At 41.0% G+C, this 13,995-nt stretch carries 12 protein-coding genes; 2 read left to right on the top strand and 10 right to left on the bottom strand.

Annotated features, from left to right (window positions below):
• Nucleotides 1–16: 16 nt before the first annotated feature.
• From ACHOLT_RS10355 to ACHOLT_RS10330, 6 genes are all read right to left on the bottom strand, one after another.
• Nucleotides 17–2,572 (bottom strand): CBS domain-containing protein, encoded by a 2,556-nt coding sequence (locus ACHOLT_RS10355; RefSeq protein ID WP_425800334.1) that lies wholly within the window; start codon nucleotides 2,570–2,572, stop codon nucleotides 17–19.
• Between the two features lie 150 nt (nucleotides 2,573–2,722).
• Entirely contained in the window at nucleotides 2,723–3,064 is a 342-nt protein-coding gene (locus ACHOLT_RS10350; RefSeq protein ID WP_425800332.1) for a hypothetical protein, read from the bottom strand.
• Between the two features lie 92 nt (nucleotides 3,065–3,156).
• On the bottom strand, nucleotides 3,157–4,083 hold the full coding sequence (locus tag ACHOLT_RS10345) for a CorA family divalent cation transporter (RefSeq protein WP_425800330.1): 927 nt from the start codon (nucleotides 4,081–4,083) through the stop codon (nucleotides 3,157–3,159).
• A gap of 57 nt (nucleotides 4,084–4,140) precedes the next feature.
• Nucleotides 4,141–5,403, bottom strand: a complete 1,263-nt coding sequence (locus tag ACHOLT_RS10340) for an LCP family protein (RefSeq protein WP_425800328.1) — start codon at nucleotides 5,401–5,403, stop codon at nucleotides 4,141–4,143.
• Between the two features lie 167 nt (nucleotides 5,404–5,570).
• Nucleotides 5,571–6,602: a DUF1646 family protein gene (locus tag ACHOLT_RS10335; RefSeq protein WP_425800326.1), complete on the bottom strand. Its 1,032-nt coding sequence runs from the start codon at nucleotides 6,600–6,602 to the stop codon at nucleotides 5,571–5,573.
• A gap of 172 nt (nucleotides 6,603–6,774) precedes the next feature.
• Nucleotides 6,775–8,070: a dicarboxylate/amino acid:cation symporter gene (locus tag ACHOLT_RS10330; protein WP_425800324.1), complete on the bottom strand. Its 1,296-nt coding sequence runs from the start codon at nucleotides 8,068–8,070 to the stop codon at nucleotides 6,775–6,777.
• 374 nt (nucleotides 8,071–8,444) lie between these two features.
• On the opposite strand from ACHOLT_RS10330, the gene ACHOLT_RS10325 reads away from it, so the two are divergent.
• Together ACHOLT_RS10325 and ACHOLT_RS10320 are read left to right on the top strand one after the other, a co-directional pair.
• Complete coding sequence (locus ACHOLT_RS10325) at nucleotides 8,445–8,759, top strand: hypothetical protein (RefSeq protein WP_425800322.1); 315 nt, start codon at nucleotides 8,445–8,447, stop codon at nucleotides 8,757–8,759.
• A gap of 80 nt (nucleotides 8,760–8,839) precedes the next feature.
• Nucleotides 8,840–9,253: a hypothetical protein gene (locus ACHOLT_RS10320; RefSeq protein WP_425800320.1), complete on the top strand. Its 414-nt coding sequence runs from the start codon at nucleotides 8,840–8,842 to the stop codon at nucleotides 9,251–9,253.
• A gap of 5 nt (nucleotides 9,254–9,258) precedes the next feature.
• Here ACHOLT_RS10320 and ACHOLT_RS10315 read toward each other — a convergent pair whose 3' ends face one another.
• The 4 genes from ACHOLT_RS10315 to ACHOLT_RS10300 all read right to left on the bottom strand — a co-directional run bounded on the left by ACHOLT_RS10315 (nucleotide 9,259) and on the right by ACHOLT_RS10300 (nucleotide 13,906).
• Nucleotides 9,259–10,266, bottom strand: a complete 1,008-nt coding sequence (locus tag ACHOLT_RS10315) for an acyl-CoA dehydratase activase (RefSeq protein WP_425800318.1) — start codon at nucleotides 10,264–10,266, stop codon at nucleotides 9,259–9,261.
• On the bottom strand, nucleotides 10,256–11,392 hold the full coding sequence (locus ACHOLT_RS10310; protein ID WP_425800316.1) for a CoA protein activase: 1,137 nt from the start codon (nucleotides 11,390–11,392) through the stop codon (nucleotides 10,256–10,258). The genes ACHOLT_RS10315 and ACHOLT_RS10310 overlap by 11 nt, the downstream gene beginning before the upstream one ends.
• Nucleotides 11,334–12,425 (bottom strand): acyl-CoA dehydratase activase-related protein, encoded by a 1,092-nt coding sequence (locus tag ACHOLT_RS10305; protein ID WP_425800314.1) that lies wholly within the window; start codon nucleotides 12,423–12,425, stop codon nucleotides 11,334–11,336. The genes ACHOLT_RS10310 and ACHOLT_RS10305 overlap by 59 nt, the downstream gene beginning before the upstream one ends.
• Nucleotides 12,426–12,487: 62 nt before the next feature.
• The gene (locus tag ACHOLT_RS10300) at nucleotides 12,488–13,906 is read right to left on the bottom strand and encodes a spore germination protein (protein ID WP_425807994.1); all 1,419 of its coding nucleotides are present in this window, start codon (nucleotides 13,904–13,906) and stop codon (nucleotides 12,488–12,490) included.
• Nucleotides 13,907–13,995 lie beyond the last annotated feature (89 nt).

Here is a 13,995-nt window from a genome sequence, read left to right as displayed (position 1 = left end):
ATCAGATCCTGGCACTTTATTTCCTCCTTTGCTCCGTAAGCTGGAGCATCAACTGTTTCTCCTCTGCCGGGGTATGGATTTTCTGTTCAAGCCAAGCCCAACGTATCTCTTTGAGAATTCTTCCGATTTCTGGTCCTTCTGAAATTCCAAGCTTTCGGAGAGCAAAGCCATTGATCTCCAATTTAAGCTGCTCTACAGCCTGTTCATAGTTATTCATCGACTGCTCTAAAGCAGGATCATACCTTAACGCAATCCGTATATTCCGAGATACACCGGAAAGATGCTGATCCATGATAGATAAGTTTAAAGAAGACTCTGCCAAAAGGGCAGCTTGGATCTCTTTGAATTTAAGCGCTTCTCTCTTCATTTCTCTCGACAGCTTAAGGCTCAAAGCAGAATTAATCTGTTGCTGATTAAACAGCGAAACTGAAATAAGCCACTTTTCTTCTGAGGTAAGATTTTCATTCTCAGGAATACGCGTAAAGTTCCAAGGAAGCCTTTCGCCAAACCACTCTTCCATTACGCCCAGTTCAATCAAACTTTGACCCATCCTGGCATACTGTTTCTCCCTGAGAATTAAAAGAAATTCCTGGGTAAACCGTTCTGTGCTCAATTTATGCAACACTCCAGCTTTTAAAGCAGTTGCAACACCTTCCTGCGTCTCTTTGGATAAACGAAAACGATAGCGTTCTGCAAATCGAACAGCTCTAAGAATCCGAGTTGGGTCTTCAATAAAACTTAAATGATGTAAAAAACGGATTTCTCCTTGTTTTAAATCTCTTAAGCCTCCGTAATAATCAACAAGTTCACCATAGCGGTCTGAATTAATAGCTAATGCCATAGCATTGATCGTAAAATCACGCCTGAATAGGTCATCCCTTAAGCGCGATTCCTCCACTTGAGGCAATGCGCCAGGAAACTCGTAATATTCCCAGCGGGTGCTTGCTACGTCGAGATGAGTACCATTCGGAAATTCAATGCGCGCCGTTCCGAACGAGTCATGGAGGGTTAATTGTCCACGATTCAGCTCTTGATAAAGGGCTTGGGCAAACGCATGCCCATTTCCTTCGACAACAAAATCCAAATCTTGAGTTGGGTTAAGAAGCAAAAGATCTCGAACAAAACCTCCGATAATAAAAACTGAATACCCCAAACTATCGGCTACCCTTTGACCTGCCTTTATAAGCTTCTTTATTTCTTCCGGTAAATTCTCGAGAAGATCCAGAATATCCTGCCTCATCGCCAGACTCCGATCCCGCGTTAAATGTGTTTCTGTTGCGACAGAACTCCCATAAATCAAACGCAAAACATCTGAACGAGAAACAATTCCCACTAATTGAGCATTCTCGATAACAGGAATCCGCCCAATATCGTGCTGAACCATTAATCGCTGAACCTCTTCCCAACTGGCATTTGCATCGACTGTTATAACCGCTTTGGTCATAAACCCTTTAACCGGAGCGTGTTCCAAACCGTGTTTAAGCCCTTTCTCAACATCTCGGCGAGAAATAATTCCAACTAAGGTATTCTCTTCGACTACGGGTACTCCGGTATGCCCATAGCGCAGAAGAATTTGTTCCACTTCACTGAGCTTCGTCTCCGGATTGACCGTTTTTACGGGATAGCTCATGATGTCTCGGACTAAATGCGGACTTCGTGCACGGTTCTTGATTTCCTGCTGGAGTTTTATTACAATCTCCTGAACGGACATATTTTTTATTGTTGCAGACGCTGCTTTAGCATGTCCTGCTCCGCCAAACGCTTGGGCAATAAGATTAACAGCTAAGCCTCTCCCCCGTGAACGGCCGACAAGATAAACGCGGTTCTCCATCTTAACAACGAGAAAAAGCGTTTCTGCGCCTTCCATTTCCCCCACACGATGGGCGATCAAGGCTAACCCTCCCACATATTCCGAGCTGACCGCTGAAGAAATATAAACAGGCACTCCGTCATACAATTCCGTTTGCCCCCGATCGATCAATTCCTGGAGCAAAGCCTTCTGTTCCTCGGTTAACGGTTTACGTAAATATTCAGCAACGACACTTAAATTTGCTCCTTGTTCTAATAAATATGCTACTGCTTTAACATCTCGAACTGTCGTACTGTCAAAAAGTAAACTTCCTGTATCCTCATAAATTCCTAAGGCAAGCGAGGTGGCCTCGAAACTGCTGAGCGGAACTTTATGGCGAATGAGCTGCTCGACTAAAAGGGCGGCACATGAACCCGTTTGTTCAATATGCATCCCCGTACTTAAGTCCCCGGAATAAGGATGATGATCATAAATCTCGACTTCGAGCTTTTCCAGTTGCTTAAGCTCTTCTACCTCCTTTAGTCCTGCCGCTCTGCTTAGGTCATGGGTGTCAACCAGTATAACTTTTCGGACCTTGGACCACACTACATCCTTAAGCTTTATAAAAGGCAGACGATCTTTAGCCAGCGTAATATATTCCTGAACATAGGAATTGGGTTTGCCTTCAATCCCCATGACACTTCCCGGATTCAATGCTTGCGCAGCGATCATGGATGCCAAAGCATCAAAATCCATTTGTCGATGTGTAAGAATCAAGATCATAGCTTATCGTCCTTTAACCTTCGAAATCATAATAATTCCAATTATAGCATTTCTCTTCAAGAGGAAGCAAAGAAAAAAGCTACCTTAGGGTAGCTTATCCTGTCATTATTTACTTAATCCAAATACCCAAAATAGAAACCTGAAATCCAATTACATAGCGTCGTTAATTTCTTCAGTTCTTTTATCAATCTCAGCTTGGAGCATTCCGTCCTTAAGCAAACGAAAATTGATCGCATCCATCCAAAAACCGGCTTTAGAACTGATTTTCTTATATGCCTTTGTATTAGCTTTGCTCCGTTTTGCACGAGAATCAGCATTGGCTTGAACAATTGAGCAAATATATCGCGCTTGAAGGCGCGTTTCTTGTTCCATCTCTTCAAAACTGTCCTTCAAAACCTTAATCACGTTTTTATGATACTCTGAAAATTCGTCAAACGGAATTTCCGAATCCATATGTAAATATTCTTTCATCTTCACAAATAACTGCTCCATCAATAAACCTCCATCATATTTCCAATCATATCGTGTCATCAGCCTAAGATGCCTATAAAATTATATATTACCTTACAAGAAATAACAAGCCTTTAGCGCAGCCAATCCTTTTTCCAGAAATAAAGGATAACCGTAACCAGAATAAGCAAACAAGCGGAATAGAAAATTTCAATCCCATAAGGATTCCTAATCAATGGCATTGTTTCAAAATTCATGCCAAAAAAGCTCGTCAACAGATTAATAGGCAGCAATACCGTAGCTAATAACGTAAGCAATTTCATAATATCATTAGCTCTATTATCTATTGAAGCTTGATACGCTTCCCTTAAACTTTCAACCAAATCATGCGTCTGTCGAATATTTTCGAGCTCACGTTCTGTCTCTGCAATCAGTTCTGACCAAAGAGAAGGTGTTGCCGAATCAATCGATGCCAGTCTATCAAATGCAGTAATATGATAATTCAGCGATTTCTTTATGTGAATCACTTTTCGGTGAATAGCAATGATTTTCCCCTGTTGACGCGAGACTGGATTATTAAGAATTTCTTCTTCCAAATGATCCATCTGATCTTCAATAGACTCTAAACGGATTTGATGTTGGTGCAAGATCTTTGATCCTATCGTCCGGACAAGATCCATCGGCGTATTAATAATTCCCCGACTTACCCATTCGAGGACTTTTTCATTATTCAGCCGTGGATGACCTATAAAAACCAATTGCTTGTCAGATAGAAAGAAACGAATCGGAAATTCATTTCCTTGCCGATCAAGATCTTTAAAATTTATATAGTGAAGACCAGGTCTCAAACGGATTACCCCAGGACGAATTTTAGCCGTTTTTCCTTCTTGGCTATGACTAATGATGTTTTTTATAGACGGAATTTGATTAAACCATTCCGAGTTAAAAATCTCTTGATCGCATGGAAAAAATTGAGGGATTTTTTCCCATTCCTTGAGCTCTAAGAAATAAAGTTTGAAATCGGTCTTTGAATCTTTAACCTGTACCGTTATTTCTTCCATATCTTCTCCTTGACGAAGAATTTATAAATACTATATCTATACCATCATTTTACCTTTTTATTTTATAACTTCAAACTGAATTCCAGATTCGCTATTTTCTTTATTCTCTTGTTTCAGCTTTTCTTGTTTATTTTGATCCTTTTTCACAGATTGTTTATTTGACGGAATTTCATTTTCCGGATTATTCAGCTCTTTTTTATCTTCTGCAGATTCACTCTTATTACTTTGATTAGGAGTTGGGGAAACAGTCATCTGTACTGATTCCGAAGTATCCTGGGTAAAAGCAGATGTTGTTTTTCCTTCTAAATAGAGCTGTGAAACAACCTTTTTCGCCAAACTTGAATTAACCTTCCAATAGCTTACTCCCTGTTCCGTAACGAATTTACCGGGAAGTGTTTGATTTATTGTCTGAAATGTATCCTTTTTATTAAACGTATTAGCTAATGACCAAAGTTGTCCAATATTTAGATCCGTTTGAACGTTTTGATATACTTTAGAAATAACCAGTGGAATCTTCGGCAAATTTTTTAGCGCTGTTGCTTCTGCAAAAATTGCCTTAAGTATTTCCTGCTGTCTTGCCGTTCTTGAGATGTCAGCAAGTTCATCATTTCTAAACCGTGCATATTGAAGCGCCTGGGTTCCGTTTAAGCGCTGGGTTCCTTTTTTTAAATCAATATAACGGTCTTGACTGTCACCCGTATCATAATGCATGTTTTTTTCGATATTTACAGTAATGCCGCCTAATGTATCCACGATCGTCTTAAAGCCATTGAAATTCGTCATAACATATCCATCTATAGGAGAACCTATGAGCTGTTCAATATATTTTTGAGTTGAAGGAAACCCTTTTTGCAATCGGGCAATCGCATTTATTTTTTGTATCCCGCTTCCCGGCAGATTAACCTGGGTATCACGAGGCACAGATAAAAACGACATCCGGTGATTCACTTGATCAATACTCGTAACGAGCAAGGAATCAGTATTTCCTATATATTTTTCCCCCGGACGATTATCCATCCCTACTACCAGAACGGTGAAACGTGATTTGTTAAGAGCCTCTCCCTGAGTCAAAAGGGATTTCTCCTCTTGATCCTCTTTAGCCATTTCCTCTCCTTGCTTTACCCTATTTAACGAAGGACTTTGTTCGTTGGATACTGCGCCTGAGGGTGTATCTGAAAGTTTACTTCCAAAATAAGATGGGTTTAAAAACGATAAGCTCACCAGCACAATTATTACTCCCAGAGTAAATCCTAAAACGGCATTGAAACCATACACTTTAAAGAATTTAAATATATAGAATTTTTTTTTATTCTTCGGCATATGGTTCAGCTCCATTCATTTCAATGTCACGCTATAGCTTCAAACAATATAGAAGCATTTATACACTATAGAGCAACGTAATTTCTGGAAGCAATAAAAATAAAGGCATCGCTGAAAAGCTATGCCTTTGCCAAACATCTTTTTAACTTATTTTATAATATAAAGCCTCAAATCATATAGAATATAATGACATAAAACAATAACATTATAACTAAACCCAAAGGGAATCCCAATCTAGCCCACTCTTTACTTTGAATATTCAATTTGCTTGCAGAAATAATGTTAGGAATATTTCCTGGGATAAGCATCCCGCCACTGATCAGAAGTCCCATCATAATAGCAATAATCTGTTGCTTAGTCATCTTATCACTAATTTCAGCCGCCGCTAAAGTGGCATTATCTAAAATAGCCGATATCATGTTCAACCAGTATAAGATTTGGCTGGGTAATCCTAGAACAAACCGATCAATTAACGGTTTTAGGCCAGTCCCCAAAAAGACTAAGGCCATGACAAATAAATAAACTTTTAGAGCACGGATCACAACTTCCTTAAATCTTTCCCCTCGTTCACTTTCCGAAAGGCCTGATTCCGAAGGATTGGGTCGAATGAAAAAAGCAGCGAAAAAACCCAACCCTAAAATAGCAGGTAAAATAAATGCACCAAGCGTTCTGGCTAAATACCAGAAATCAACCTCAAGCTTAGATATAACAATCGTTGCCAGAGGTTCACCTACAGGAGTAAGTGCTGCCCCTAAACCAATAGCAAAACACGTTATTATCACTATAGCCACTTCACTTTTGCGGTCTAGTTTCAAAACGGTCACGACTTCAACTAGAATCAGAGCTGCGATTATCGCTGTAATTAAACTCGATACGAGTCCTAAAACCGTAACGATCAAGAATAAAAGCAACCGGGTTGAAATTCTTTGTTGAATACTCGAAATTGCTCTATTAATTTTTTCCCTAAATCGTTGAAAAAGAATACCTGCGATTAAGACCGCTGCCGAAATCATAAACGGTTCTTCCAATGCCTTCAGAACAAGTTCTGTATTCAATCCTTTTGAGATAAGGACAGCTAAAAGACCCATGATAAATAAAAATGCCTCTAGGTTTTGTTCTACTTTCTTTGATATAAACGGCAAAACAAGGACTGATATTATTATTAGAAAAAGTGCACCATACATAAGATTCTCAGGCATTATCTTCCCCCCCCACCCAGAAATTACATTTCAAGTTTTACAATTTAATTTTAATACTCCTTTTTCTGCTTTTAAATAACCCAAGTATACAATTATCTGGACAAATAAAAAAAAGGAAGCAAAATAATGCTTCCGTCAACTTCTTTATCCTTTTAATAAGATTTAATGTTTTTTATTTTGCAACAACGTTTGCTTCAATAACAGATTCACCCGCAGTGAGAATTTTGTGAGCCTTTTCTTCATCAAATTCATTCTCCCAGCGAGCTACTACAACTGTAGCAACACCATTGCCAATAAGGTTCGTAATAGCACGTGCTTCAGACATAAAGCGGTCAACCCCTAATAGCAGTGTTAGCCCCGCAACGGGAAGTACCCCTCCCATTGATCCAAGGGTTGCCGCCAACGTAATAAATCCGCCGCCCGTAACTGCTGCCGCACCTTTAGATGTCAGCATGAGTACGGCTAAAATGGTTAATTCCTGCCCAATCGTAAGATGTACGTTCATTGCTTGAGCAATAAAAATTGCAGCCATCGTTAAGTAGATCGAGGTCCCATCCAAATTAAAGGAATACCCAGTGGGGATAACCATTCCAATGACGGACTTTGAAGCCCCGAGCTCTTCTAATTTCGTCATCATTCGCGGCAAAACCGATTCTGAAGACGAGGTTCCTAAAACAATAAAGATTTCTTCTTTAATATATTTAAGGAATTGCCAAATGCTAAATCCGTTAAATCTGCAAACCAATCCGAGAACAATAAATATGAAGAGAGCACTGGTTGTATATACGCCTGCCATTAACTTTCCTAAGGAAACAAGGGTATGAATTCCATATTTACCAATCGTGAAAGCCATAGCACCAAAAGCGCCGATAGGGGCTAATTTCATAATCATACCGATAACACCAAATAAAGCATGTGAAAAATCATCTAAGAATTTTACAACGACTTTGCCCCGCTCACCCATTGCCGAAAGAGCAAGTCCGAATAAGATAGAGAAGAGCAATACCTGCAGGATTTCTCCTTTTGCAAAAGCATCCACAACATTGCCCGGAATAATATTTAAGAGAAAGTCAACCGTATTTAGGCTTTGCGCTGCTGTAGTGTAACTTGCTATAGCTTTGGTATCAAGAGAAGCAACATTAGCATTGATTCCTGCTCCGGGCTGATATAATTTCACAACCATTAACCCAATAAACAAAGCAATTGTACTTAGAACTTCAAAATAAATCAGAGCCTTTACCCCAACTCGTCCTACTTTCTTCATATCGCCCATACTGGCGATACCCACGACGACCGTGGTAAAGATAATCGGTGCAATCATCATCTTGATAAGTTTAATAAAGCCATCACCCAGTGGTTTCATCTGAGCCGCAAAATTCGGAGAAAAGTAACCTAAAACAATTCCAATCATAATAGCCACTAAAACTCGGAAATACAGACTGTTGTAGATTCTCTTTTTCTTTCCCATCTCATAATCCTCCTTTTAACACTTTTCTTTCTTTTTAGCTGCCTCCAGTGAAAACAACCTCCCCCCTTAAATTCCTTATTAACAATTAAGAAACAAAAACAAAATTGCATGTCATATCAACATGCAATTTCTATGCCGAATATTTTATAATTGTGAATATATATACTTTTCTGATAAATAAGTGATGTCGTTAAATTGTTACATGAGATTAAATCACTATTACTTTCTAGTTTCTAAAAATTTATTCCATTATTTTAAAAAAGCCGAAAATCATTTTAATGTGCATCAAATTATATTTTATAGATTGGTAATTTGTAGCAACCGCAATTTATTGGAATATACTACCATTAAATAAAACCTAAGGGGGGTTGAAAGTGTTTTTTCTCAAGAAAAAAACAAATTCATCTATAGAACCATCTTCAGAATCAACATCGCTTAATCAAAATTTACCTGAGCCAAAAGAACCTTCAGCTCTACTCGAAAGCTCAGCAGTCTCAAGTGAATTAGAAGCTCCTTATGAAAATTCGACGTTGTTTCATCGCTTCTCACGGAATCAAAAATTCTATTCTGGTCCAGAACTTTCTTATGAAGATGAAGCTTGGGCACCGGAGTTTCAATCCGTAAGGCTCTTTCATAAAAAATGGAGCACAGCAGAGGAACAAATCTCCTCACCTTCCGATTCCCAGTGATAATAGGGCCGTGTTTTAATAGCACGGCTCCTCTTATTCATTAAGTTCGTCAAATATTTGATAAAGGAGGGGAAACTCCCATGTCTTCGGGAATATTTGGACCACGAGCCCCGTCCTACCCGCTCCCGCCAACATTTAATTCTGCTTTACAGCCTTCCTATCAAGTTCCTGCCCCTAACCCTTATTCCTATAGATATTCTGCTTTTCCTCAACAGGTTCCCTCTTATAATTTCAATTCAGCTTATCCTTGCACCACGATTCCACAACCTGGATACTCTCAATTTTATCCCCAAACTGGATATTCTTATTCTCATGTACCTGTTCAGCAACAAGTTTTTGTTCCTGATTACTCCGTGTACTCCAATGCCTTCTATTCTCAACGCTTGCAGTATGGTGTTGGAATATCTTCCCGAGGGCTTGAAACAATCCTCATTGCCATTCTTATTCTTGTTTCCTTAGATCTCATCTTTGTTCGCCCGCTTAAAGGGTATTGATAACTCTATACCATTACCTCGTTCATTGCCTCTTCCTTCTTCGAAAGCGCTCCTGACCATTTTCCGCAGCGATCGCCCCAACGGGCTAAGATATCCTGTTCTTGCTGTATTTCTACAACCTCGCAATGATTGGCACAGCCATTGCAATCAAAACTGCGCGCTTTAAACAGGGTATCTGTAAGCTGCAGCCCCCGGAACTGAGTTTTTAATTCTTTTCTTTGCACCACTTTTTCTTGTGCCAGATAAGCAGCCCCTAAGGCACCCATTACGGAAAAATGTTCCGGGACAATGACATTTTGTCCCAGCTCTGTCTCAAAAGCCTTCCGAATTCCAGGGTTGGCAGCAACTCCACCCTGGAACAGAATCGGTCCAAGAATTTCTTTATTCTTACCCACATTATTTAAATAGTTGCGCACCATTGCCTGACATAATCCTGCCAGAATGTCCGGAAGCGGATGTCCTAACTGTTGTTTATGAATCATATCCGATTCTGCAAAAACAGAGCATCGCCCAGCAATTCTCACTGGGTGTTCAGCCTGCAGCGCGATGGGTCCAAATTCTTCAATTGGGATTCCTAAACGCGCAGCCTGTTGATCTAAAAATGAGCCTGTACCTGCGGCACAAACCGTATTCATGGCAAAATCAACGACCACTCCATCACGCAAAATAATGATTTTAGAATCTTGACCGCCGATCTCTAAAATCGTTTGGACCTCTGGATACTGACGTGAGGCCGCAACAGCATGGGCAGTGATTTCATTTTTTACGACATCTGCACCCAATAAGGTGGCCGCCAGTTGACGTGCACTTCCTGTTGTACCCACGCCTAAAATTTGCACAGAGTTGCCGATCTTATTGCGTAAACTTTTAATGCCTTCCTGAATCGTTTGCATTGGCCGTCCCTGAGTTCTAAGGTACATCGCCTCCGCAACCGTATTATCTTCTCGAAGAAGAACGATATTGGTGCTGACTGACCCAACATCAACCCCTAAAAAATATTGATTAGTGTGCATGACTGATCTCTCCCAGCTGGATAACATTTTGTTTTCCCTTCGAACGTTCAAGCAAGTCCATAAAGGCTTCAAGCCGAGTTTGAACCCCAGCCTGGCCTGTGTGTTCATCAAAGGTTAAAGTCATAATGGGGACATTATAGTCCTCCTGAATTCGCGGCAGAATGCTTGAAGCGACAATTTCCGGCATGCATCCTAATGGAAGAATCTGAATAATTCCATCATAGCCCTGTTTTGCATAATGGACAGCCGCACCCACCGTTTCTTCACCGTGCCCTCCAACGAAGTGATTCAAATACGGTTTCGCTAAACGATAGTAAGGTTTAAGAGAGCGATATCCTTGAGCTAACCCTTGAAATACATGTTGGCCTACCCAACCCGAAAGATAGATGGATCGATCCACTTGGGCTCCCAAGTTTCCCAGTTGTTTTTCAACCTCAACTGAGGAAAAGGGCTCCAGGATCGTATAAATCTCACCGATGATCCCAATTTTCAACGGACTTTCAGAAAACCGTTCAGGATTTTCCTCTTCCTTTTCACGGATTCTTGACTTGAGCCAGCGTATCGCTCCTTTAATTCCTTCATCAGTCATCGCCAGTACTAAACGCCTCTTGGCCTCCTCGAAAAGCTGATCTGCTTCTTGTGAATTTACGGCATAAGGACGAAAACCGTGGATTAGATCTTCGATCTGATCGATAGCTACTGATTTGCGATAAGCAAAACGCAGCGCTCGCCCGATTTTATACCAAGAATTTTCTCTGCCGGCAAGATAGCGAATCCGCTCAGCTAAACCCATTAAGCTTCCGTCAGGGGGTTCAAGAATAACCACATCATAAGAAAATCCTGCGTCCTGAAGAATTTGGCGTTCACTTTCGCCATAATAACCGAAACGGCATGGCCCGATTCCGCCGGTAATTACGACGGTATCCGCGCCCTGTTCGGCAGCCTCAATATAATTTCCTAAATTGAGCTTCAACGGAAGGCATGCCGATTCCGGCGCAAGTTTTGTGCCAATATTAAGGGTTTCTTTACTGTTCTTCGGCGGTATAACATATTCAACGCCTAAACTATCAAACAGGGCCTGAATGACAATCCACGAATTCCCCATGTGGGGGAAGGTTATTTTCATATCCAATTCTCCTTTCCAGCATATCAAGAAAGGCCTCTAAGCGGGTAACCATGCCAGCCTCACCTGAATGTTCATCAAGCGTTACAACCAGATAAGGTTTTTGCCTTGCTCTTGCACGTCTGGCCATGAGATCATTCGTTAACGAATCTGTTCCACAGCCATAGCAGGATAGATAAATGATACCGTCAACCTTCGGATCTTCAAGATAGGACTCCCCCGCTCCGTAAATCTTTCGCGAATGACTCCAAAAGATACTTTTTTGAAGAGATTTTTGTTTTTCAGCAGCCACTTGATCCGAAACATTTTCAATGACCTTTAAATTCGCTTTGTCCTCTAACTTCGCCAAAAGATCTAGATTAGCATAGGTTTCATAGGTCAGATAACTATGTCCCAGCAGTGCAATTGTCGGTCGATATTCTTTCCCTTGAGAAGTCTCTTGCCCGATTTTTTGATCTTTTTCTGTCTTTGGCGGTTTCTTTAACGTTAATCGATTTCTGATTTCCAAAGGAAGATCATTATCGTTTTCAAAGAATGCCATGCTTTCTTCAAAACTCCAGCCCTGCTTACGCATGGTTCGGTATGCATCAAGGCAGCGTTCTCCCTCTTCAAAGGCACGCAAGACTTGATGTTTATTTTTTCCGAAGCATTTCCCCCATTGAATCAAGCTCTTCTCAACCGCTCTTACACCAGAGCGTCGATTAATATCCACGGATAGGACTTCGAGTTCTGGCGGAATTGACCCTAATATACTTTCGGGAAGTCCTAATACCTTAGGGCAATTATACGTCCCTTCTTCCATGCTGACTAAACGCGGAAGAAACACGGCATCGACGCCTGTAAACGAATTAAGATGTCCAATCAAAATCTTTATGGGAAGGCATGTATCCGCGGGAGATTTCTTCAGCCCTACTTCCATCATCGTCCGGTGGGTAGGCGGCGAACTGACAAGTTCTATGTCAAGCTCTCGAAAAAATCCTGCCCAAAACGGAAAATAATCATAATAGGTTAACGCACGTGGATAACCTAATTTCAAGCGTATAAACCTCCTCACATTTTTTCTTATTTTTGCTTGTCTTTTTACTCAGTTTTAAAAGTCTATTTTTCCGGCTGCCGAGATTCATCCTGTGGTTTCAAAATACTCGGTCGTGTATTATGGATTGGAACCGGCGAGCGGACAAGCACCTTCCCCATCGCCTTTGCATCAAAGGGAATAAGCGGCCATAAATAAGGAATACCGAACGATTTCGTCCGCAGCAGCAAAAAGAACACGAGAATAATCCCAATTCCAAAACCAATAAAGTTACCGATAAACGTTAATATGACTAAGAAGAGACGGACTAGACGATTCGCCTGAGCCAGCTCATAACTCGGTGTTGCGAAGGTACCCACAGAAACAATAGCAATATACATGACTATTTCCGGTGTAAATAACCCAACCTTAATCGCAACATCCCCCAACATAAACGTAGCCACTAAACCCAAGGCGGTCGAAAGCGGTGTCGGAGTATGAATTGCTGCCATTCTCAACAAATCCACACCCACCTCAGCAATTATTATCTGAGGAAAAAGTCCGATCTTACCGGGTTTAGCAATCCCCAGCCATCTCAGCCATTCAGGCAAGACGTTTGGATTTGAAGCTGCGGCTAACCATAATGGCAAGAGAAAAACAGCAAGAAAAATCCCGATAAACCGTATAAAGCGAAGATAAGCACCGACAACCGGTTCTTGCCGATACTCCTCAGCATGCTGAAGATGATGCCAATAGGTAACCGGAGCAATAATCACGGATGGAGAAGTATCGACAATGATAATAACATTACCTTCAAGAAGATGAATTGCGGCAACATCAGGTCTCTCCGTGTACCTGACCCTTGGAAAGGGGTTCCAGAACTTACTGCCCAGGATAAATTCTTCAACACTTTTTTCGGCCATCGGAATCCCGTCAATTTTAATTCCTTGAAGTTCCTTCGTAATTTGGCTAACCATATCAGGATTGGTAACATCTTCAATATAGGCTACGCAAACATCTGTTTTGGAACGCGAGCCGACTTGAACAAGCTTCATTCTTAATTTGGGGTCACGCAGCCGCCTGCGGAGCAAAGCGGTATTAAAGACCATCGTCTCGACAAAACCATCCCGCGAACCCCGTGTAACGCGTTCAATATCGGGTTCTGAGGGAGCCCGCACAGGAAACGACCGAACATCAATAACGATCGCTTTTTCCTGGCCCTCAACGAAAATAACCATAGGACCGGAAAGGAGAAAGTAGAAGACCTTATCCATGGTTTCGACTTCACTAACCTGTAAATCAACAATCCGGCCTTTAACCAATTTGTTTAAAGCATTAACGACAAGATCTGCTCGTTCAAGGTCAATCAAGGCATCCAGAATATAGCTGACGACATGCGTGTCCACCATTCCATTGACGGAATAGATCGCAACTTTTTTCCCGCCAATGGACATTTCCCGCAGAATAATATCATAGCTGTCCGGGACACCAAGTTCTTTATTCATGTAATCTACGTTTTCTTGGTAGTACTTACTGACTTTAACATCCTGTTCGCTTGAATTCTGCTGATTGGATTCATTTGAATTTTCAGAAT

The sequence above is a fragment of the Desulfitobacterium nosdiversum genome (assembly GCF_049860565.1).
GTDB classification, from domain to species: Bacteria; Bacillota; Desulfitobacteriia; order Desulfitobacteriales; family Desulfitobacteriaceae; genus Desulfitobacterium_A; species Desulfitobacterium_A nosdiversum.
This window is presented reverse-complemented; position numbering and strand designations above follow the sequence as displayed.

Coding starts and splice junctions, on each gene's coding strand:
- ACHOLT_RS10355 (WP_425800334.1), bottom strand. CDS start 2,572: ATGATCTTGATTCTTACACATCGACAAATGGATTTTGATGCTTTGGCA.
- ACHOLT_RS10350 (WP_425800332.1), bottom strand. CDS start 3,064: ATGGAGCAGTTATTTGTGAAGATGAAAGAATATTTACATATGGATTCG.
- ACHOLT_RS10345 (WP_425800330.1), bottom strand. CDS start 4,083: ATGGAAGAAATAACGGTACAGGTTAAAGATTCAAAGACCGATTTCAAA.
- ACHOLT_RS10340 (WP_425800328.1), bottom strand. CDS start 5,403: ATGCCGAAGAATAAAAAAAAATTCTATATATTTAAATTCTTTAAAGTG.
- ACHOLT_RS10335 (WP_425800326.1), bottom strand. CDS start 6,602: ATGCCTGAGAATCTTATGTATGGTGCACTTTTTCTAATAATAATATCA.
- ACHOLT_RS10330 (WP_425800324.1), bottom strand. CDS start 8,070: ATGGGAAAGAAAAAGAGAATCTACAACAGTCTGTATTTCCGAGTTTTA.
- ACHOLT_RS10320 (WP_425800320.1), top strand. CDS start 8,840: ATGTCTTCGGGAATATTTGGACCACGAGCCCCGTCCTACCCGCTCCCG.
- ACHOLT_RS10315 (WP_425800318.1), bottom strand. CDS start 10,266: ATGCACACTAATCAATATTTTTTAGGGGTTGATGTTGGGTCAGTCAGC.
- ACHOLT_RS10310 (WP_425800316.1), bottom strand. CDS start 11,392: ATGAAAATAACCTTCCCCCACATGGGGAATTCGTGGATTGTCATTCAG.
- ACHOLT_RS10300 (WP_425807994.1), bottom strand. CDS start 13,906: ATGAATAAAGAACTTGGTGTCCCGGACAGCTATGATATTATTCTGCGG.